Origin of the sequence: Pseudarthrobacter sulfonivorans (genome assembly GCF_014712225.1) — a bacterium.
GTDB classification, from domain to species: Bacteria; Actinomycetota; Actinomycetes; order Actinomycetales; family Micrococcaceae; genus Arthrobacter; species Arthrobacter sulfonivorans.
Genome location: NZ_JACXBW010000011.1, coordinates 66,415 through 86,421, shown reverse-complemented (window position 1 = coordinate 86,421; position 20,007 = coordinate 66,415). Strand labels below are relative to the sequence as shown.

General features: G+C 68.2%; 14 protein-coding genes. 6 read left to right on the top strand and 8 right to left on the bottom strand.

Going from position 1 to position 20,007, the window contains the following annotated elements; genetic code table 11:
• Nucleotides 1–17: 17 nt before the first annotated feature.
• The 3 genes from tilS to dacB all read right to left on the bottom strand — a co-directional run bounded on the left by tilS (nt 18) and on the right by dacB (nt 3,965).
• A complete protein-coding gene (gene tilS, locus IAQ70_RS15010) occupies nt 18–1,079 on the bottom strand; it encodes a tRNA lysidine(34) synthetase TilS (RefSeq protein WP_190990118.1) in 1,062 nt (353 codons plus the stop codon).
• 168 nt (nt 1,080–1,247) lie between these two features.
• Nucleotides 1,248–2,381 carry a zinc-dependent metalloprotease gene (locus IAQ70_RS15005; RefSeq protein WP_190990117.1) on the bottom strand — a complete coding sequence of 378 codons (1,134 nt, stop codon included), beginning with the start codon at nt 2,379–2,381 and terminating at the stop codon, nt 1,248–1,250.
• Between the two features lie 192 nt (nt 2,382–2,573).
• Nucleotides 2,574–3,965, bottom strand: coding sequence for a D-alanyl-D-alanine carboxypeptidase/D-alanyl-D-alanine endopeptidase (gene dacB / locus IAQ70_RS15000; protein ID WP_223860124.1), 1,392 nt, complete (start codon nt 3,963–3,965; stop codon nt 2,574–2,576).
• A 299-nt stretch (nt 3,966–4,264) separates the two neighbouring features.
• On the opposite strand from dacB, the gene IAQ70_RS14995 reads away from it, so the two are divergent.
• The 3 genes from IAQ70_RS14995 to IAQ70_RS14985 all read left to right on the top strand — a co-directional run bounded on the left by IAQ70_RS14995 (nt 4,265) and on the right by IAQ70_RS14985 (nt 6,996).
• A complete protein-coding gene (locus IAQ70_RS14995) occupies nt 4,265–4,756 on the top strand; it encodes an inorganic diphosphatase (RefSeq protein ID WP_039239147.1) in 492 nt (163 codons plus the stop codon).
• Nucleotides 4,757–4,900: 144 nt separating this feature from the next.
• Nucleotides 4,901–6,244: a carboxylesterase family protein gene (locus IAQ70_RS14990; RefSeq protein ID WP_317983675.1), complete on the top strand. Its 1,344-nt coding sequence runs from the start codon at nt 4,901–4,903 to the stop codon at nt 6,242–6,244.
• Entirely contained in the window at nt 6,241–6,996 is a 756-nt protein-coding gene (locus IAQ70_RS14985) for a DUF429 domain-containing protein (protein WP_190990114.1), read from the top strand. Before IAQ70_RS14990 ends, IAQ70_RS14985 begins: the two co-directional genes overlap by 4 nt.
• Here the strand turns inward: IAQ70_RS14985 and IAQ70_RS14980 are convergent.
• The gene (locus tag IAQ70_RS14980) at nt 6,993–9,434 is read right to left on the bottom strand and encodes a phosphoketolase family protein (RefSeq protein ID WP_190990113.1); all 2,442 of its coding nucleotides are present in this window, start codon (nt 9,432–9,434) and stop codon (nt 6,993–6,995) included. The two genes, IAQ70_RS14985 and IAQ70_RS14980, sit on opposite strands and share 4 nt — an antisense overlap.
• A 157-nt stretch (nt 9,435–9,591) precedes the next feature.
• Between IAQ70_RS14980 and IAQ70_RS14975 the strand changes: the two genes are divergently transcribed.
• The 3 genes from IAQ70_RS14975 (at nt 9,592) to IAQ70_RS14965 (ending at nt 13,916) form a co-directional block, all read left to right on the top strand.
• Nucleotides 9,592–10,191 carry a hypothetical protein gene (locus IAQ70_RS14975; protein WP_190990112.1) on the top strand — a complete coding sequence of 200 codons (600 nt, stop codon included), beginning with the start codon at nt 9,592–9,594 and terminating at the stop codon, nt 10,189–10,191.
• 185 nt (nt 10,192–10,376) lie between these two features.
• A complete protein-coding gene (locus IAQ70_RS14970) occupies nt 10,377–10,640 on the top strand; it encodes a hypothetical protein (RefSeq protein WP_190990111.1) in 264 nt (87 codons plus the stop codon).
• 33 nt (nt 10,641–10,673) lie between these two features.
• Entirely contained in the window at nt 10,674–13,916 is a 3,243-nt protein-coding gene (locus IAQ70_RS14965) for a glycoside hydrolase (RefSeq protein WP_190990110.1), read from the top strand.
• Nucleotides 13,917–13,984: 68 nt separating this feature from the next.
• On the opposite strand, the gene IAQ70_RS14960 is transcribed toward IAQ70_RS14965, so the two are convergent.
• From IAQ70_RS14960 to IAQ70_RS14945, 4 genes are read right to left on the bottom strand one after another with little or no spacing between them, the layout of a single operon-like run.
• Complete coding sequence (locus IAQ70_RS14960; RefSeq protein WP_223860108.1) at nt 13,985–15,943, bottom strand: DUF2264 domain-containing protein; 1,959 nt, start codon at nt 15,941–15,943, stop codon at nt 13,985–13,987.
• A gap of 6 nt (nt 15,944–15,949) precedes the next feature.
• On the bottom strand, nt 15,950–16,651 hold the full coding sequence (locus tag IAQ70_RS14955; RefSeq protein ID WP_317983674.1) for a ThuA domain-containing protein: 702 nt from the start codon (nt 16,649–16,651) through the stop codon (nt 15,950–15,952).
• On the bottom strand, nt 16,648–17,799 hold the full coding sequence (locus tag IAQ70_RS14950) for a LacI family DNA-binding transcriptional regulator (protein WP_190990109.1): 1,152 nt from the start codon (nt 17,797–17,799) through the stop codon (nt 16,648–16,650). The genes IAQ70_RS14955 and IAQ70_RS14950 overlap by 4 nt, the downstream gene beginning before the upstream one ends.
• The gene (locus tag IAQ70_RS14945) at nt 17,796–19,976 is read right to left on the bottom strand and encodes a heparinase II/III family protein (protein WP_190990108.1); all 2,181 of its coding nucleotides are present in this window, start codon (nt 19,974–19,976) and stop codon (nt 17,796–17,798) included. The genes IAQ70_RS14950 and IAQ70_RS14945 overlap by 4 nt, the downstream gene beginning before the upstream one ends.
• Between the last annotated feature and the right edge of the window lie 31 nt (nt 19,977–20,007).

The following is a 20,007-nucleotide window of genomic DNA, read 5'->3' as shown; positions in this document are numbered from 1 at the left end:
GTAGATGCGGGGTGCGACTATTTTTGGGGCGGTTTTTGAGGCCGGAATACTAGCTTCCCACAGCGGGCGGCTTCGCGGGGAACGGGAGTGCCGCCGTCGGGCTGCCCTACGGTGCGGCGCGGTGCGCCGGCGGCGTCCAGCTGCGCCAGGGACAGCCGGTACACACTCACCCCGCCGGGGAGCTCCACCGGACCGGCCGAACCCTGCCGCCGCAGCAGCGCTTCGGCGGCCAGAAGGCGCTGGTAGCTGGGTTGTTGACCCCCGACGTCGGCCGCTGCCTTCGCGATGACGCGGAACCTGATGGCCGGGGAAAGTTCGCCGAGGGCGTCCTCGGGAAGGCTGATTTCGGGGCCGGACCGCTGCGCCAAACCGGCATATGTGCGTTCGGCCACGTCCTCCAGAAAGTCCGCGTCCAGCTGCAGGATGGACGCCGTCCGGGCGAGCGATTCAGCCACGCCCGGCCCGAGTTTTTCCTCCAGCAGCGGCAGCACTTCAACCCGCGTCCGGGAGCGGGCGAAGGCCGGATCCGCATTGCTGGGATCGTGCCAGGGCTCCAACTCCTCAACGCGGCAGATCTCCAGGGTGTCCTCGCGGCGCAGGCCCAGGAAGGGCCGGAGCAGAAGGCCGCGGGCAGGCCGCATTCCGGCCAGCGAGCGTGTGCCGGAGCCGCGGGCGAGGCCCAGGAGGACCTGTTCGGCCTGGTCGTCCAGCGTGTGGCCGAGCAGGATCGCGGCGGCGCCCTGTTCACTGGCCGCCGCTTCCAGGGCGGCGTGGCGGGCATCCCGGGCGGCCGCCTCCGGGCCCATGCCCGTGGGCTCAACCTCAACGGTCCGGACCTCGACCGGGGAAAGCCCGAGTTCCTTCAGGGCCCGGGCCGTGGTTATCGCCACCTGCGCCGAACCCTCCTGCAGCTGATGGTCCACCACCACGGCCCCCACCGTCAGCGGATGCCCGTCAACGTGGCCGCGGCGGGCAAAGTAGGCTGCCACGGCGGCGAGCGCCAGTGAGTCCGGCCCGCCGCTGCACGCTACCAGCACGTGCGCCGGATAGCCGGCCTCAGCCAGGGCGTTCTGGAGCATTTTGCGCGCCTTGCCGACGACGGGCGCCAGCCTGCCGGGCCGCCGTCGGCCGCTTGCGCGCGGCAACCCGTCGGCGCGGGCCGGAGAAGCCGGCTTATCGGGAGAAACCGGCACCTCGGACGGAGGCGGCGTCTCGGACGGACGCGGCGCGGGCGCCGGATCCGGCACCTACAGGCCCATCCGGTCAATCCACAGCTTGGGCTCGTGGATTTCCGGCTCGGTGGGGAGGTTGTCCGCGGATTCCCAAACCCTGTTGAAGCCTTCCATCCCCGCGACGTCCACCACCGCCCGGACAAACTTGGCGCCGTCGGAGTACTGGCGCATCTTGGCGTCAAGGCCCAGCAGGCTGCGGATGAACTTCTCCATGACGCCGCGGTCCTTGCCGCGGTCGGTGAAGCGCTGCCGGATGGTCTTGACCGACGGGACGATGCTGGCGTCGACGGCGTCCATCACCACGTTCGCGTGGCCCTCCAACAGGCTCATCACGGCCGTCAGGTGCGAGAGGGATGCCTTCTCCTCGGGGTTCTGCAGCAGGTCCAGGATGGCGCCGCGGCCGGGAGTGCCGCCCGTGGCATTCCGGTCCTTAAGTGACCGGGCGGCGGCCGAGGCGCGCTCCATGAGCGAGTCGACGTTGCCGAGCAGGTGACCGCTGAGGTTGTCGATCTCGGACAGCATGTGGTGGCGGAGCCAGGGCGCGGCGGCGAACTGCACGCGGTGGGTCTGCTCGTGGAGGCAGACCCAGAGCCGGAAATCCTCGGGCGCGACATTGAGTTCCCGCTCCACGGACACGATGTTGGGGGCCACCAGCAGCAGCCTGCCAGCCGCCGGCGCCTTGGAGCCTTCGGCGAGCGCGGCGAAGGGATCGTACTGGCCAAGGACCTTGCTGGAGAGGAATGCCAGGACGGCGCCGAGCTGGCTGCCGGTGATGGCGCCGCTGACGCTGGCGGCGGCGGGGCTGACTGTGCCGCGCCGGCTTTCGAGCATCTTTTCCATGGCGGGCTTGAGCATCACGGCGAAGCTCTGGGTGTTGGCCTTGGCCCAGTTCGCCCGGTCCACCACAAGGACGGAGGAGTCCCGTAGATCCCGTGCGGCTTCGAGGCCGGTTATTTCGTGGACGTGCGGGACCGAGGCGTCCGCGAGGCTGCGTAGGCTGTCCACCGCGTCGTTGATTTCCGCCGTGCCGAGCGTTGGCCCCGCCGAAGCCAGCCGGGCCGCGGTGGACGCGGCCAGGTCCCAGTTGATCAGGGCCTGGGCCGGGCTGGATGATGCCGGTGCTGACGAATCACGTGCAGTGGACTCCATAGCCCCATCACATCACAGCCAACCGCGGATGGTCCTTAAGTTCGCTGACCGGCGAACGCGGGCTGGCATGCTACCGGCAGCCTGAGCGGCGGAGGCTGGCGCTCCTGCGGTCCTGGCCCGCTTGAGCGGTGCTGGTCCGGAACGTTCCTGCGGGGTCCGGCCGTTCTTGCGGGACGGCCGCTCCTGCGGGCGCTACCGGCAGCCGCAGGCGGCGAGTGCCGACGCGGCACGGTCCACGGCCTCGCGGTTCCCGGCCGCGCCGGGCGTCAGTCCGTTGCCGATGAACGAGAAGACCAGCAGGCGTCCGTCGGCGTCCACCACGTAGCCGCTGAGCGCGATGACCGAGTTCAACGTGCCGGTCTTAGCCCGGACCAGGCCGGCGCCGCGGGACGTTGAAGCATCCTCGTAGCGGGCATCCAGTGTTCCGGACAGTGCGGCCACCGGGAACCCATCCAGCGCTGCCCGCAGCCGGCGATCCGTTCCGGTGGTGATGGCACGCACCACGTCGGCCAACTGGCGGGCGGAGGCCTGGTTACCCATTGCCAGTCCGGACACGTCCGCGAACCGCATGGCTGGGGTGGCGATGCCCAGCTCGGCAAGCTGTGCACGGACGGCGGCCGTGGCGCCGTCGTTGCTCGCGGGCGCCCCCGCAGCCGCGGCGGCCATCCGCCCCAGAACCTCGGCCAGGTAATTGTCAGAGGACTCCAGCATCAGGCCCACCTGTTCGGCGACCGTGGCGGACTGCACCTCCGCCAGTTGTACGGTCGCACCGTTTACGGTGCCGGGCGCAGCGGACCGCCCGACGCCGGCAGCCACCGTGAGTCCTGCAGCGGCACCTGCCGCCTTGAGCTGCCCGGCGAACGCCTCCGCAGCGGTAACCGCCGAGTCCTGCGGGCGCGGTCCCGTGGTGACGGCCGGGTTGTAGCGTGCCGAGTTCAGTGCCAGCGGGTACAGCGGCGCCGCCTCGCCCGCTGCAACGTCCCCGTCAGCCCACGCCGGGTTCAGGGCCGGTCCGCTGAACAGGGAATCGTCCACCAGGACCGACAGCTCGCCGGTTGTTCCGTTTGCTTGAAGTGCTGCGACGGTGGCCGCGGCAAGGCTGGCCAGCCCGGCGTGGCCCATCACCTGGTCCGGCGCGGATTCGCCTGCGCTGAGGAGCACATCGCCGCCGCCGGTGAGCACCACCTTGGTGGCGTCGGATCCAGCCACGACCCGGGTGCTGAATCGGTGGTCGGGCCCAAGCGCCCGCAGGGCGGCCACCGCGGTGAACAGCTTCATGTTGGAGGCGGGGACCCGGTTCTCCGAACCGCCACGGTCATAGAGGACATTGCCGGTGAGCGCATCCTGGACAAGCCCCGTGAAGCTGCCGTCGCCGTCGGACTTTAACAAGGAGTCCAGCTGCGCCGTGACGGCCTCCGGCAGCGGCGCCGGTGCGCTGTCCGTAAGCGGGGAGAGGCCTTGGCGGGCGGACAGTGCGGCCGGGGGCAGTTGCCAGGCCGGCGTGGCGGGAGCGGCCGCGGGCGGCTCAGGACCGATAAAGCCGGGCGCAACCACCACGGCCGCGGGAACGGCAAGCGCCAGCATCAGGGCCAACAGGGCGGCCAGCGGCCAGAACTGCCGCACGCTGCGGCCTGCACGCTTCACTGCGGAGGGGGCGGCGTCCTTGAACGCCGTCTTGAACCGCCTCTCGGACGCCACCTTTAACCCTGCGGGGCGCGATGTTTCCTTCATGCTGCTGCTGGTCCTCAAGTCCTGAAATTTCCCCGCAAGTTCCTGAAACCTGGGCCTCTCGCTATATCCTCAATAATAGTCGGCGGCACCGACACTCCTTTGTGGTCCGTCTCCCGTGCCGCGAACCCCTGCAATTGCCGAGGAGAATTCCCATGAAGCATGACGTGACCATCGAGATCCCCAAGGGATCACGCGTCAAGTACGAAGTTGACCACGAGACCGGCCGCGTCCGCCTGGACCGCGTCCTCTTCACCTCCATGCAGTACCCCACGCACTACGGATTCTTCGAGAACACCCTGGGCGAAGACGGCGATCCCCTGGATGCGCTGGTGCTCCTGCAGGACTTCGATCTGCACCCGGGCGTCATCGTTGAGTCCCGCCCCATCGGCGTTTTCAACATGACCGACGACGGCGGCGGCGACGCCAAGGTTCTGTGCGTCCCGGTTGATGCCCGCTTCGACCACATCCAGGAAGTCAGCGATGTCAGCGAATTCCTGATCAAGGAGATCGAGCACTTCTTCACCCGCTACAAGGACCTGGAGCCGGGCAAGTGGGTCAAGGCTGAAGGCTGGGGCGACCGCGCCGCCGCCGAGGCCGAGCTGGAAGCATCCATCAAGCGTTACGTGCCGGCAGCGGGCCACTAGTCCCATCGGCGGCCCCGCGTTGGTGCGGCTCCCCCATAAATCCCCGTCTCCCGGACAACTCCCCGCGTCATGCGGTGGGGAAAGGTCCGGGAGACGGGGATTTTCTGTTGCCCCGCCGAAGTAAATGTGTGGAATCGTTGGGCTGTGAGTTCAGAGCCTTCATTTAATCCTCCGTATTTTAAACCGCCGTGCGGGCCCGTCACCGGGTGGCGGGACGGTGAGGTTGTGCGCGCCACCGGCATCCCCTACGCCGCTGCCGGCCGTTTCCAACCCCCGGTGGCCGCGCCGGACTGGACCGCTGACTTTGCCGCCACTACCTTGGCGCCGGCCTGCCCGCAGGGCCCCGTTCCGTTCCTCGACGATGTCCTCGGCACACGCTACGGCGAACTCCCCGGCAGTGAGGACTGCCAGCGTCTCTCGATCACCGTGCCTGCCGGCCTGGCCGAGGACGAGCGGGTCCCGGTCATGGTGTGGCTGCACGGCGGCTCGTACACGTCCGGCTCCGGCGACCTGGCGATCTTTGACGCTGCGTCCCTGGTGGCAGAAAACCGGGTCATCGTGGTTTCGGTAACGTACCGGCTTGGTTTGTTCGGATACCTGGCCACGGGGACCGGCCGGCCTGCCAACCTCGGCCTGCTGGACCAGTTGGAAGCGTTCCGTTGGGTGCAGCGCAACATCGCAGCCTTTGGCGGGGATCCGCACCGCGTAACGGCTTTCGGGCAGTCGGCCGGTGGCGACTCCGTTGCCCACCTGATGGCGACGCCGGAAGCGCCGTCGCTGTTCCAGCGGGCGATTATCCAGAGTGCCCCGCTGGGTATCACCCGCGGCCGGCACAAGATGAGCCGCGACATGGGCATCGCTGCGGAAGCGGTCACTGAGGACACGCCCATGCTCGAGGTTGTGGCCATCGAGGACCATGTGTCTCAGGTGGCACGCAGGTACGGACTGATAGCGGCCATGCCGTTCGGCACGCAGTACGGCCATGCGCCCCTTCCATCCGAATCGGAGATTGAGGCGGCCTGGAACGCGACCGCGCCGGGCATCGAGGTGCTGATCGGACACACTTCCGATGAAGCCAGGCTGTTCATGCCGCGCACCCGGCTGGTACGTGTGCTGCGCAGAGTCCCCGTGCTAGGCAGCGCCGCCGTCAAGGCCATCAACTGGGCTGTGACCGAAGCGGTCTACGGCAGGGCTGCCCGGAAGTTTGCCCGCCGGCATGCCCGGGCCGGCGGAACGGCGCACAGCTACGTGTTGTCCTGGGGTGCGCCCGGAAATTTCTACCGCGCCGCACACACGGTTGACTTGCCGCTGCTGTTCGGGAACCAGCAGACCTGGGCCGCTGCCGGGCTGCTCACGGGGGCCACCTGGGATGAGATTGACGCCGTTGGCCGGGAGGTGCGCCGGCTGTGGGCCACTTTCGCCCGCGGTGAGGACCTTGGTGAAACGGGCAGCATTCCCGGGGCACTCAAGTACCGCGCCGCTGCATGAGGACGCTCGGCGTCGATCTTGCCGCGGCCACCAAGAAGACGGCGGTGGCCCTCCTGGCATGGGACGGCGGGGATGCCCGCCTGGAGCACCTTGCCCTCGACGTTCATGACCGGGAAATCGTGGAACTGTTCGGCGGCAGTTCCATGACCGGAATCGACTGCCCCGTCGGCTGGCCGGACGCCTTCCTGCCGTTCCTCGCCGGCCACCTGAATCTTGATGCCCGTCCGGTCCTGGACCACGACGGCATTGAGGGGCGCCGCCTCCTGGCCTACCGGGACACTGACCGCTTCGTCACCGCGCACACCGGCCTGATCCCGCTCAGTGTTTCAGCCGACCGACTCGCCCACCCGGCCATGCGGTGCGCCGTGATCCAAGCCAAGATCGCCGTGGAGCATGGGCCGCAGGCCAGGGACGGGTCCGGCCGCTTGGCGGAGGTCTACCCTGCGGCGGCCCTGAAGGTATGGGGCCTCCTGGCCCGGGGCTACAAGGGCCGGGGCGCTCCCGAAACGGAACGCCTTGGCGTGATTCTGGAGCATCTGAAAGCGGCGGCACCGTGGCTGGACTTTGCCGGCCACGAGGACCGACTGGCCGCATCCGACGACCTCTTTGACGCGGTGATTGCGTCGTTGACCGCCCGCGCTGTCGCCCTGGGCCAGACCCTCCGTCCACCGGCTTCGCACGCGGCGGCGGCCCTGACCGAAGGCTGGATCCACGTCCCCTCCGGCGGGCTCGCCGGTCTCCAGGACACCTAACCGCCTTTCTGCTGACCGTTGAGGGTCCAGTTCCGGATGTCCTCCGGGTCCTCACCCTCGGCCCGGGTGTGTTCGCGGGCCTGCATCCGCCGGTCCTGAAGGTCCTGGCGCAGCAGCGAGTGCTTCTCCGTCAGGCCGGGCACGCGGTCGATCGCGTCGATGGCCAGCTGGAACCGGTCGATGCCGTTGAGCATGGCCATGTCGAACGGCGTGGTGGTGGTCCCCTCCTCCTTGTAGCCGCGGACGTGCAGGCCCTCCTGGTTGGTGCGACGGTAAGCCAGCCTGTGGATCAGCGCCGGATAGCCGTGGTAGGCGAAAATGATGGGCTTGTCAGGGGTGAAAATTCCGTCAAAGTCCCGCGACGTCAGCCCGTGCGGGTGCTCGCTCGCATCCTGGAGCCGCATCAGGTCCACCACGTTGACCACCCGGACCTTTAAGCCGGGGGCGCCCTCCTTCAGCAGTTCCGCGGCAGCCACGGTCTCCACCGTCGGCACGTCACCGGCGCAGGCGAGTACCACATCCGGTTCCTCCCCGGGCACCTCGGACCCTGCGAACTCCCAGATTCCCAGCCCCCGGCGGCAGTGGTTCGCTGCGTCCGCCGGGCCCAGCCACGTGGGTGACGGCTGCTTGCCGCTGACCACGATGTTGACGTAATCCGTTGACGCCAGGCAGTGCTCCATGACCGAGAGCAGCGTGTTCACGTCCGGCGGCAGATACACCCGGATGACCTCGGCTTTTTTGTTCACCGCGTGGTCGATGAACCCCGGATCCTGGTGTGAGAACCCGTTGTGGTCCTGCTGCCACACATGTGATGAGAGCAGATAGTTCAGCGACGGCACGGGCTGGCGCCACGGGAGCTTCCGGTGGACCTTGAGCCATTTGGCGTGCTGGTTGAACATCGAATCCACGATGTGGATGAAGGCCTCGTAGCAGCTGAACACCCCGTGCCGGCCGGTCAGGAGATAGCCCTCCAGCCAGCCCTGGCAAAGGTGCTCGCTCAGCACCTCCAGAACCCGGCCCGACCGGGCAAGGTGCTCGTCGACGTCGTCAATCCGGTACTGCCACACCTTGTCGGTGACCTCATAGACATCCTGCAGCCGGTTGGATGCCGTTTCGTCGGGCCCGAAGAGTCGGAAGGTCTCCATGTTCAGCGCGATGACGTCGCGTATCCAGGATCCGAGCGTGATCATGGGGCTGATCCGTTCGGTTCCCGGTTGCTGAACCTCGACGGCGTGGGCCGAGTAGGCGGGCAGCTTGAGCGGTTTGCGCAGCACTCCGCCGTTGGCGTGCGGAGTGGCGCTCATCCGGAGGTTTCCGGACGGCGCATTCGCGGCGACGTCGGGCCGGAGCCGTCCGTCGGCGTCGAACAGTTCCTCCGGACGGTACGACGTGAGCCACTCCTCAAGCTGCCTAAGATGCTCTCCGTTGGTGCGGACCTCGGATAGGGGGACCTGATGGCTCCGCCATGTGCCTTCCACCTGTTTACCGTCCACCGTCCGCGGCCCGGTCCAGCCCTTCGGTGAGCGCAGCACAAGCATTGGCCAGCGCGGTGCGGCACCTGCTTCAGCACCGCCGTCGTCCGTCCCTTCCTGACCCGAACCGCCGCGGCGGGACTCCTGGATGGTGCGGATGCCGGCCAAGCACGACTCAAGGGCGGCGGCGAAGTCGCGGTGCGCCATAACGGTGTCATCGGGGTCAGCGACCGTGACGAAGTACGGCTCATGCCCGTAGCCGCGGAGCAGCTGCTCCAACTGCTCCTCCGGCATGCGCGCCAGAATGGTTGGGTTGGCGATTTTGTAGCCGTTCAGGTGCAGGATGGGCAGCACGGCGCCGTCGTGTACGGGATCCAGGAAGTTGTGCGAGTGCCAGCTTGCCGCGAGCGGCCCCGTTTCCGCTTCGCCGTCACCAATCACGACGGCGGTGATCAGTTGGGGATTGTCGAACACGGACCCGTACGCGTGGGCGAGCGCGTACCCCAGTTCGCCGCCCTCGCTGATGGACCCGGGCGTCTCCGGCGCGGCGTGGCTGGGAATGCCGCCCGGGTAGGAGAACTGGCGGAACAGCTCCGCCAGGCCCGCCTCGTCCGTGCCCACGGCGCCGTAGATTTCCGAGTAGGTCCCTTCGAGCCAGGCGTTGGCCACCACAGCCGGCCCGCCATGCCCGGGTCCGGCAACGAACAGCATCTCCTGTGAGTCCCTGCGGATGATGCGGTTCAGGTGGGCGTACACGAAGTTCAGCCCCGGCGTGGTTCCCCAGTGCCCCAGCAGGCGGGACTTGGTGTGGTCCGCGGCGAGGGGCTCCCGGAGCAGCGGGTTGGCGCGGAGGTAAATCTGCCCCACGGAAAGATAGTTCGCGGCGCGCCACCAGCGGTCCACAAGATCCAGGTCGTCCTGCGTCACGTCGTTCTGCATCAGTTCATCCTGCGGGCTGCCGGTCATGACCGTCCTCACGTCGCTGCGCGCCGCCCGTGGGCGGCCGTCCCTCCATCGCAACATCTTCGTCGCGCCTGCACAACCCGGACACACCCCCGACCTGCCGCAAGCCCCCACGTTCGCTTGCCCTCAGCCTGCTACCAGCGGGTAGTCTGTTTTTCACATGTTCACGTTGACCATCAACCAGACCGACAGCCGGCGCGACGGCGACCGCGTTCCACAACTTTTGAAGGACCTGCGGCACATTCCCGCGCGCCTTGATTTTGACCGCTCGGTGGAAGACGAAGTCCAGGGCATTGTCGATTCCCCGCACCAGGCAGTGGAAGCGGCACTGATCGCCCTGCGCTGCGGCTCCTGGTACGTGGGCCTGGGCGTGGGACCCGTCAATGAACCTCTGCCCAACCAGATCAAGGACGCCTCCGGGCACGGCCTGGTCTACGCCCGGCGTGCTGTGGACAGGCTCCGCAACGTCAAGGAACGCATCCCTGTGGCCGTGGAAGGGCCGCTCGCCGACCTTGCCCACGAAGCCGAATCGGTCCTCCGGCTCCTCGGCCACATCGTCAGGGACCGGTCCGGAGCCGAGTGGCGGGTCCTTGACCTGATGACCCCGGGTGTCCGCGGACAGCAGAAAGCCGTCGCCCACGAACTGGGGATCACCACGCAGGCCGTCAGCAAAGCCGTGGCCAGGGCTCAATGGACCGAGGAACACGCCGCCCGGCCGGCCGCCGCACGGTTGCTGTCGCTCATCCTTGAGGCGCGCTGAACGATCCCTCACACGCGGGAGGGTCGCGATGAACACCTGTGACCGACTCCGAACGAGCGTGTTCATATCCCTTGAAGCACACACAGCCCAACCATAGTCTCACTGTGCCCGGCCTCGGCGGATCCGCAACGCATCGGACCCCGGCATCGGCCGGATCAGCGCACCCGAGACCCCGAGGTACAACAATGACGTTCTCCGCACGAAGAATCCGAAGGCCGGTGGCTGTGCTGGCAGCGGCCGTCACTGCCGCGGCTGGGCTGGCCCTGGCGCCGGCGACGCCTCCTGCCGCCGCCGCAGAAGAGCCAACCCCAGTGACCATCACCGCGAACCCCGCCAGCCGCGGCGAGGCGTTCGAGGGCTGGGGCACCAGCCTGGTCTGGTTCGCCAATGCGACCGCGGGCTACTCTCCCGAGCTGCGGGAGGAGCTCTACCAGAAAGTGTTCGGCTAAGACGGCCTGAACCTGAACATCGCCCGCTACAACGTGGGCGGCGGGAACGCCTCCGATGTAACCGACTACCTCAACGACGGCAGCGCTGTGGAGGGATGGTGGAAGCCCGTCACGGAGCCCGCCGCCGGCGCCGCGCCCTCGAACCTCTACAACCCCGACGGCTCAGTGGACAAAACGCAGGCGAACAAGCTGGCCTTCCTGAACCAGTGGAACCCTGACGATCCCGCGTCCTACAACCCCGACGCCGACCAGAACCAGCGCTGGTGGGTGGAAAAGCTCGCGGCCGAGCAGCAGATCACCCACTGGGAGGCTTTCAGCAACTCCCCGCCATGGTTCATGACCAAGAGCGGCTATGTGTCCGGGCAGGTCAACTCGAACAAGGGCGAGAACCTGCTGCCCCAGGCGGAAGGCAAGTTCGCCGCCTACATGAAGCACGCGGTCGAACTTCTTGAAACCGGCAGCGGCATCAAGATTGACACCATCGATCCGTTCAACGAACCTAACTCCGGCTACTGGGGCACGGATATCAACGCAGCAACGGCCAAACCACCAACCAACTACACGCAGAAGCAGGAGGGCGCCCTGATCTACCCGGCCGCCCAGGACCGCGTCACCAGGCTGCTCGCCGCTGAACTGGCCAAGGACGGGACCAGCACGGACGCCGTCATCTCGGCAATGGATGAGACCGACCCGTCCAAGTTCATGACCAACTGGAACGGTTACAGCCAGGAAGCCAAGGACGCCGTTGCACAGCTAAATGTCCATACATACGGCACCAATGACCGCCGCCGCGTCCGCGACCTGGCCAACTCCACGGACAAGCCCCTCTGGATGAGCGAGGTGGGCGGCTTCTGGACCGGCAATCCTGCGCTCGGCGACTCCACCAGCGGCTGGGACCGCTCCAATATCACCAACGGCCTGGGCATCGCCGGCCGCATGGTCAACGATCTCCGCGAACTCGACCCGGACGCCTGGGTCTTCTGGCAGCCCGTCGAGGACACCTACAAGCAGGAAAAGGGCGACAAGGGCTGGGGTTCCATCTACGTCGACTTCGACTGCAACTATGACGGCCGGGAGGGCTTCTCCAACCGACGGCTCAACGACGGCGCGTCCCAGGACCAAGCCAAGTGCAAGGTCCTGACCAACCAGAAGTACAACACCACCCGGAACTTCACGCACTACATCCGGCCGGGCGACTTCCTCATCCAGAACGACAACGCCAAGACCGCCAGCGCCCTGCGCGCAGACGGCAAGGGCGCCACCCTGGTGCACTTCAATGACACCCCGACGCCGGAAAAGGTCACCCTGGACCTCAGCCGCTTCGGCAGTATTGCCCCCGGCGCCACCGTCACGCCCGTAGTCACCACCAAGTCACCGTTGGACGACATCGAGCGCAACGCGCTGGTCAAGGGCGCCCCGGTCGCCGTCGATGCCGCCGCCAAGTCCGCGACGCTGGACGTTCCTGCCGCATCCGTGGTGACGTTCGTCGTCGACGGCGTCAGTGGAGTTTCGGACGACGCCGCACCTATGCAGGACGGCCACAGCTACCACCTCACCGGTGAGGCAAGCGGCAAGTACCTGACGGCGCTTGCCAACGACAGCGCCTCGATCGAGGAACTGGGCACGGATGCGGCCGGCGTCGGCCCGCAGCAGTGGACGTTCCACGCGGTCAACAGCGACGATGAGTTCGCCAACAACCGCCGCTGGGTCCTGACGAACAAGGACGGCCGGGTACTCACGGGCAACGGTGGGGTTCTGAACGCGAGCCAGTCGGGCGCCGCTTCACTTGCTTCCCTCAGCTTGGAGCAGGCCAAGGCCACTCCTTCTGCACAGTGGATAGTGACCACTGAGAACGGCAAGCAGTGGTCCTTGGTGAACGCGGCCGCGGCGAGCGCCCTGCAGGTTTCGGGCAACCAGACCGCGGCCGGGACCGGAGTCGCGCTGGCGTCGTCGACAGGAACGACCGCAACTGCCACCTCGGGTCCCCACCAGTCCTGGGCCTTTACGGACCTGGCGGATCTGGTGCTCCTCGGCACCGAACGGGTGGAGCTCAGCACTCCCACCGGCGTCGCCCCTGTCCTTCCCGGCACGGTGGCTCCCCTCTATGAGGCGGGCCTGGGACGTCCGCTCCCAGTCACCTGGGACGCCGTCGACCCGGCAGCGTGGCATAAGGAAGGCACATTGACCGTCCGTGGTTCCGGCGTGGATCCCTACGGCCAGGCGTTCGACGACGCCGAACTCACCGTCACGGTGGGCCGGTACGTCGCCACAGATCCGGCGTCGGCCACGGTTGGTACAGGCGCCACACTGGCTGACGTCCAGGCCGCAGCTCCCGCCACCGTGCCCGGCCAGATCGGTGCCGGCCCTGCCCGGAACCCGCTCCCGGTGACGTGGGACTGGGCCGGCCTTGATGCCGCAGCCTTGCAGGCCGCCGGAACTGTCACAGTGCCGGGCAAGGCTACCGGTTCCGACGGCCAGTTGGACGCGGTCCTGACGGTCATCGTGGTGGACCGCGTGCCGAGCAGCAACATCTGCAAGGACGATCCCACCACCGCCGTCACCGCCGGCTACACGGAAGGCTCCTACATCGCCAAAAACACCTGCGATGCCAACGACGCCACCCGGTGGTCCAACTGGGTGAGCGGTGGCCGGAACGGCGACAGTCTGGGCTACGCCTTTAGCCGCGACTACACAGTGGACTCCGTCACGGTGACCTCTGCAGAAAAGGCGGCCCAGAGCCTCAAGGTCCAGTACCAGGATGCCTCCGGCGTATGGCAGGACACCTCGGCGGGAACCATCACCGGCCTGACCACGGCAGCACCTGTCACCGTCCGGTTTGCTCCGGTGACCACCCGCGGCATCCGGGTTTCGTTCGTCACCACGGGCTCCTTCACAAAGGTCGCCGAGGTGGCCATCGCCGGCACCCGCGTGGGCGAAGCAGGGCTGACTGACCTTGGCCGGCTCCTCGTGAACCAGGCATCGGTGGTGGGCCTCTCCGCCGCAACCACTGAGTACCGGGTATTGACGACGACGCCGCAACGCGCCGTCAGCGGCTACGCCTTGGACACGAACGCGAAGGTGACCGTCCGGCAGGCAACGGCTGAAAACCCGACGGCGGTGGCCACCGTCACTGCTCCGAACGGCACCACCAAGGAGTACCGACTGGTGTTCTCTACGGGCAAGGATGCGTGCAGGAACGACGGCTGGAAGACAAGCCCGTCTCCGGTCTTCTTCAACCAGGGCCAGTGCGTGAGCTACTTCGCAACCAAGAAGTAAAGTGCAGGAGAAGCTCCCGTCCGGATGCAGTTGGCATTCCGGCCGGGAGCTTTTTCGTTTCCTGCAAATCAGGAAGCAGAACCGGCGCAAAGGCGCCAGGCGGCGAGGAGGTCAACGGACGTTCCGTCGGCAAACTCGATCCGTCCGTCTCCTACGCCCGTGCCGGAGGCCGCGGACGCCGCGACAAACCGGACGCCGGCGTCAGCTTCCGCGCCTGCGCCACCCGCGAGGACAACGACGGCGGCATAGTCGCCGTCGTCCGCTGCGCCGGCCGTGCCGATCCAGGGAATGGTGAGCCGCTCCCCCATCGGGTGCGGGCTCTCGCGGACCACCAGCCCGGTGTCCTCCATCGGCAGGCCAAACCCGGCCAATGGACGGACTTCGCTGGCCACCCCGGACCCGGCATCCACCGGCCAGCCGCCGATCCGGAGGGTCGCCGGGACGCTCGCGGACGTTCCCCGGACCCGGACGAGCCGTACCTCCACCGCGCCGCGCGTCAGCGACGCGACAGTGACGTGCGGGCCCGGCGTCGCGGCGCCCTTGGCCCCGCTGCCGTGGTCCGGACCGCCGTCGGGCTCCACCGCGATCCAGTTGGTCGCGGAGCGGGAGGCGCCGGCCAGGACCCCGCCGAGGTCCTCCTGCCCGAGGAATTCGAAGCCCGTGCGGTGCGTCAACCGGCCCTCGGCGTTCACCAGCACCACCGCGTTGTCCAGGGATTCGGACTCAAGGTCCGGGAAGGTGTGGGTGGAGTATCCCAGCCGCGCGTAGAGCGGCGAATCGGCCACCGCCACGCCGGCGTTGGCGTGGTCGGTGCCGTGGTTCCGTACTCTGACGACGCCGTCGGCCGCCGTTCCGTTCACCTGCCAGCCCGGTGCCGCGATGAACCGTTGCGTGTCCCCGGCCTCCACCGGCAAGGGCTCCTCGACGGCGGTCCACACCCGGTGGTCGGCCGGGAGGGCCAGACCCAGGAAGCCCTTGGCGGCCCAGTACGGTGACCCCGCGCCGGAATAGGACTGCCGCATTCCGGCGAATTCGCCATGCCAGCCGATCGAGAGCAGGCCGTCATCGGTGATGGAGCCGTGACGGGCAAAGTAATCGAGCATGCCGGAGGCCGCGCGCCGGCTCAGCCCCGGAGGCAGCCGGGTGTGGCCCGAGAGCTCGCCGGTCCAGAAAGGAGCGGCTGCGGCGAAGCGGTAGATGAGGCTGCGGCCCTGGATGAGCGGGGCCCCGTTTCCACCGACGAGGTGCGCGGCGTCGTCGAGGTAGTCGGCAAGGCGGCCGCCGTCGAGCCTGGTACGGGCCTGAACCCGGGGATCCTCTGGGGCCATCAGCGCCCAGAGCTGCGGGTAGACCTGGAAGGCCCAGCCCACGTAGTGGTCGTACGCGCGCTCGGGACCGTCGGCAAACCAGCCGTGGCCTCGGTAGAGGGAATCGTGGACGGCGAGGCCGGCGTCGATGTCCCCGTCCGACGCGCGTCCGCCGACACTGGCCAGGAAGGTTTCCACCACAATCTGGAACCAGACCCAGTTGATGGGCGGATAGTCCTCGCCGATCACCGTTTCGAACCAGGCAACCAGCTGCTCCTGGACGCGCTGGGAGAGCTTGTCCCACAACACGTCGCGGGTCAGTGCCAGCCCCACGGCCAAGGAGGCGGCCTCCACTTTGGCCTGGTCGAGCTCGCCCGGAGTCGGCCACCGGTCCGGGTTCGCCGGATCCGTGCCCGCGTCCAGGCCACGCGCGTACCACTCGGCGATCCAGCCCGTGGCTGCCGGGTCGCCGGCGATCCGGAAGGAGGCCAGCAGGAACGTCCGGGCGAACGCCTCCAGCGCATCGCTGCGCGGACCGTAGACGCTGTTGGCTCCGGGCAGGTGGATGTTGGCGTGGTCCGCGGTGCCATAGCAGTGGGCGGAGCGCAGCAGATGGTCGGCGTAGGCGCACCAGTGCCCGCGCGTCAGGCCGGTGTAGGGCGAGAGCTGGCGGTCCAATGCCGGCAGGGTCAAAGCAAGGGGCGTCATGGTGGAGGGCATGGGGTCCTAGGGTTTCTGGCTGGCGGTGAGCCAGGTGAGGGCACGCAGCAGGATTTCGCGGTGCCCGGCTGACTGATAGGAGGCAGCGTCGTGGCCGAGGGCGTCGTAGAACGTCCGGCCGGGCCGCCGGTCCAGGGACCACATCACGGGATGTTCGTGGCCGTCGTGGGCGTGTGTGGCATGGACGGTGATCCCCGGTGCTGTCTGCAGGTAGCTGTACCGCTCGTCCTGCACTTCGAAGTCTCCGATGCCGTCAACGACGTGTCCGGAGTCCGGCTGGACGTGGATCTCCGCCGGGCCGTACGCGGGATGCATGGAGGTCCCGCGGATCCAGCGGCCGCCCAGCGCGGCCTCCCACTCGGGGGAATCGAGGAAGCTGGTTGAGCTGGCGTGGCTCACCAGCAGGGGCCTGCCCTCCGCCAGCCAGCGCCGCAGTCCCGCCGAGGCTTCCGCGGTCCCGGGCGACGGCCGGCCATCCCGGGGCAGGCCCACGTTCACCACCAGCAGGTCCGGAACACCGGCGCCGGGTGCAGCCAGCCCTTCCAACGCAGCATCGACGTCGTCCGCGGTGTCGACGCCGAACCCCGCCTCCCGCATGAGGCCCGCCAACGCCGCGGAAGTCTCCGCGAACGGGTGCCAGAGATCCGCGTACCGTCCTGCGCCGCTCAGGAGCAACGCCCGCGGAGCCGTCAGCCCGCCGGCCGTCACAGGGATTCCTGCAGCGCGCCGGCGGCAGGCACACGCGGCCCACCGATCGATGACTCGCGAAGGATCAGCTCCGGGTTCAGTTCGATCCGGTGCACCGGCCGCATCCGGCCCTCGGCGAGGCGGGCCGCCATGAGCTGGACAGCCACCTTGCCCACGTACTGCTTCGGTGGCCGGACGGCCGAAATGGCGGGCTCTGCAAGGTAGGCCACTTCGTCGTCGTAGCCCACGATCGCCATGTCCCCCGGCACTTGGAGCCCCCTGTCTACGCAGTGCTGCACAAACGCCACGGCCTGGGTGTCAGAGTGGACCAGCATGGCCGTGGTCACTGTTGTCCTGCACAGTTCCAGGACATGGTCGAAGTGTGCGGCGCGGCCGCCGGTGGGCAGTTTGGCCGAATCCTCATGAACGGCGCCATCCGCCGGGATTTTCAGTGCCGCCAGCGCCTGCCGCCACCCGCGCACCACGTGGGGGCTGGTGGGGCTGGACGAATCGGTCAGGCAGCCGATCTGCCGATGGCCTTCCTGCCACAGGTGCCGTACTGCCATCCCGGCGCCAAAGGCGTGGTCCGTGGCAACCCACTCGAGGCGGTGGGCCGGGTTCTCCCCCGGTGAACGCCGCTCAGCCAGCACCACCGGGATGGGCAATGCGTTCAGCCAGCGGAGCAGTTCCTGCCCCACCTCGCCGGTCAGGTCCGGGGCGACGATCAGCCCGTCGATGTTTTGTGTGTCGAGCAAGGCCTGGACCTGCCTGCGGTTGTCGGCGGCATCGTAGGCGGAGCCGCGGACCAGGATCCGCAGGTTCTGCTCCTCGGCCTCCGCACGGGCGCCGCTGATGACCTGGGGCCAGTAGTAGTCCAGGGAAGGAACCACCATCCCGATGGAATAGCTGTGCTGCTGAGGCCGGGCCCCCGTGGCCGACCGGTCCAACCGGCTGGGAAGCGTGGCACCGCCGTGGACGCGCGATACCAGCCCCTCGTCGGCGAGGATGTTGACGTCACGCCGGATGGTCAACTCACTCACACCCAGTTTCGCGGCAATGGCACGGACCGTGATGGCGCCATGGGCACGCAGTTCCTCCATCAGCCGCTCGCGGCGCTGGAGCGAGAACAGGGACTTCCCTGCTCCCTCGAGAGGTTGTTCCGGGCTCATGATGTTGCCTCCACTGTCAGGGTAAATGTGCCGGCGGCGCTGGGTCCTTCAGGCAGCCGGAAGCGCAGGCGCGTCAACTTTTCGCCCCAGACTCCGGCCAGCAGCGGATCGTCGAGGTGCCATTCGTCGACGAGTACGACGGCGGCGGCCGGCTCCCAGCGCAGCATCAGCCCCCGGCCGTCCCCGGCAAGCTGTGTGGCCGTCGCCCTAGTTCCCGCCGAGGTAGTTCCCACGGGCGGAATGCCTGCGGCCGGAATACCGGCGCGCTCGACTGTTGCGGAACCGTCCAGGCCGAGGCGGACGGTGCCGGCCGCGAGGTAGGTGATGTCGACGTCGGGCGTTGCGCGGGGCAGCGGATCAGCGTTTGCCTTCACCAGGTTTCCTGGGGACGTGGCCAGGTTCCAGCGGTCTGCGACGACGATCTGCCGGGCTTCCCGGTCCAGCGAGGACGTCCGGACCCACTGCTCCGGGTGCAGGCCGTAGGCCGCGCCCAGTGCAAGTTGGAGCGTTGGGTCTTCAGGACTTGGCGTCCGCAGCACGTCCGCCGCGAATGCCTTGCCGGTACCCTGTTCGAGCCCGAACGGCGCAGGAACGCTGTGCCAGGCACTTTGCATCGCCCGGATGTCGTAGCGGTCGGGGCCGAAAGTCTTGGCCGTGTAGGTGGGCTGGCCGGCGTCCACCAGCAGCGGAACGCCGTCAACCGCAACCACCACAGAGCCGACATCGCGGTGGTTGTGATGTTCGCCGTTGTGCCCGCCCTTGGCCGCCAGCACCAGGCCCTGCTGCGTGCCTGCAGCCTCGCGGGCCACCATGATCTGCACCGACGGGAGATAGGTGAACGGAACCAGCGGCGGGGTCTGGATTCCGTTTTCGCTTGCTTGGTCCAGGGGAACGCCGTTCAGGAGGGCGGGGTCCGGGTCGGTGCGGACCTGGTCCAATCGCGCGCCATCCAGGAGTGCATGGAGAACCCGGCCCAGTCCCGCCGTCGCATCCGGTTGGCCGGACACGAACGCGGCAGCGTGCCGTGCGGCGTCCCTGTCACCCAGGCGCACGGCCCAGCGGTGCAGCATGTCCCACGGCAAGCCGTTGGCGGCACGGGCCGGACCGTCCGCAACGTTGAGGAACCAGTTTCCGCCCAGGTGCATGCGGTGCGGGAAGGCTGCGAGCTGGCGGACCACCGGGAGGTCGGCGTCGAGCGCACCGCCCGTGGCCTGCTCCAGCAACGCCAGGCCCTCCAACGCCCTCCCGGCCCCGTTCCACCAGTAGGCGAAACCCTCGTCGATGGCCCCGTCGGCGGGGATGGATGCGAGGAAGCGGTCCAGGCCTTCGATGCACCGGGCAACGGTGGCCGCCTGGAGCCGGGGGTCGTCCAGGAGGAAGAGGGCCGCGGCAACCAGGTTGGTGTGGATCCAGGGGTTCCAGTTATGGACATCACCCTCAAGGCCGAGCCAATGCCAGTCCAGGCGCTCGAGGAACGGGGTGATGGCGCGTTCGGTTGTTTCCTGCCGGATCCTGCGGCGCAGGCCGGGTGCCCGGTCATCAAGGGCATCGCCCAGCACGTAATCCGTCCACGCGAGCTGCGCCGCAACTTCGCCGGCCCCGAGGTCCAGGTACGGCAGGGACTTGTCCGGCACTACCCCGCCGGTGCGCGTGAACACGTCATCGTGCGCGGCCCAGCTCCAGGAGCTCTGTTCACACAGCAGGTGGACACCGTCGATCACCTCATCCAGCCAGCCTGTCGCGTCATTCGAGGCGTCACCCGGGGCAACGGCCAGGGCGCCGGCGTCTGCAACTGCGCCCGCACCGACATCGACGTCGGCGTGGCGTCCGGCAAGCAGCGCCATCACCACCGCCCGGGTCAGACGCTGCTGGCGCGTGGCCACCAGCCCTTCGTAGTCCGTGCGGTTGCCGTCCCGGAAGTAGCGGGCATAGTGCGAGACGAGGGGCTGCGGCCAGGCGGTGCCCCTTTCCTTCCTTGCCTGGGCTGCCAGACCCGCGAGCGCAGGGTCTCCAACGCTGAGCCAGACGGCATCACCCAGCGGGCGGACCACAAGGCCGGGGAAGCCCCCGGCGAGCAGAGCCTCGAGGCCGGAACGCGAGGCGCTGATGCTCCAGGCGTCGGCGAGGAGGCCGCCCGGCAGCGCAGGGTCAGTGGTGCCGGCGGATAGCTGGCTCATAAGACTCTTCTCATTTGTTCGAGTGTGATCG

What these genes read in the sequence shown, in the direction of transcription:
- IAQ70_RS14995 (WP_039239147.1), top strand. Translation starts at nt 4,265, where the DNA reads ATGAAGCATGACGTGACCATCGAGATCCCCAAGGGATCACGCGTCAAG.
- IAQ70_RS14950 (WP_190990109.1), bottom strand. Translation starts at nt 17,799, where the DNA reads ATGAGCCCGGAACAACCTCTCGAGGGAGCAGGGAAGTCCCTGTTCTCG.
- IAQ70_RS14985 (WP_190990114.1), top strand. Translation starts at nt 6,241, where the DNA reads ATGAGGACGCTCGGCGTCGATCTTGCCGCGGCCACCAAGAAGACGGCG.
- IAQ70_RS14945 (WP_190990108.1), bottom strand. Translation starts at nt 19,976, where the DNA reads ATGAGCCAGCTATCCGCCGGCACCACTGACCCTGCGCTGCCGGGCGGC.
- tilS (WP_190990118.1), bottom strand. Translation starts at nt 1,079, where the DNA reads ATGCTCCAGAACGCCCTGGCTGAGGCCGGCTATCCGGCGCACGTGCTG.
- IAQ70_RS14975 (WP_190990112.1), top strand. Translation starts at nt 9,592, where the DNA reads ATGTTCACGTTGACCATCAACCAGACCGACAGCCGGCGCGACGGCGAC.
- IAQ70_RS14960 (WP_223860108.1), bottom strand. Translation starts at nt 15,943, where the DNA reads ATGCCCTCCACCATGACGCCCCTTGCTTTGACCCTGCCGGCATTGGAC.
- IAQ70_RS14970 (WP_190990111.1), top strand. Translation starts at nt 10,377, where the DNA reads ATGACGTTCTCCGCACGAAGAATCCGAAGGCCGGTGGCTGTGCTGGCA.
- IAQ70_RS15005 (WP_190990117.1), bottom strand. Translation starts at nt 2,381, where the DNA reads ATGGAGTCCACTGCACGTGATTCGTCAGCACCGGCATCATCCAGCCCG.
- dacB (WP_223860124.1), bottom strand. Translation starts at nt 3,965, where the DNA reads ATGCTGGCGCTTGCCGTTCCCGCGGCCGTGGTGGTTGCGCCCGGCTTT.
- IAQ70_RS14980 (WP_190990113.1), bottom strand. Translation starts at nt 9,434, where the DNA reads ATGACCGGCAGCCCGCAGGATGAACTGATGCAGAACGACGTGACGCAG.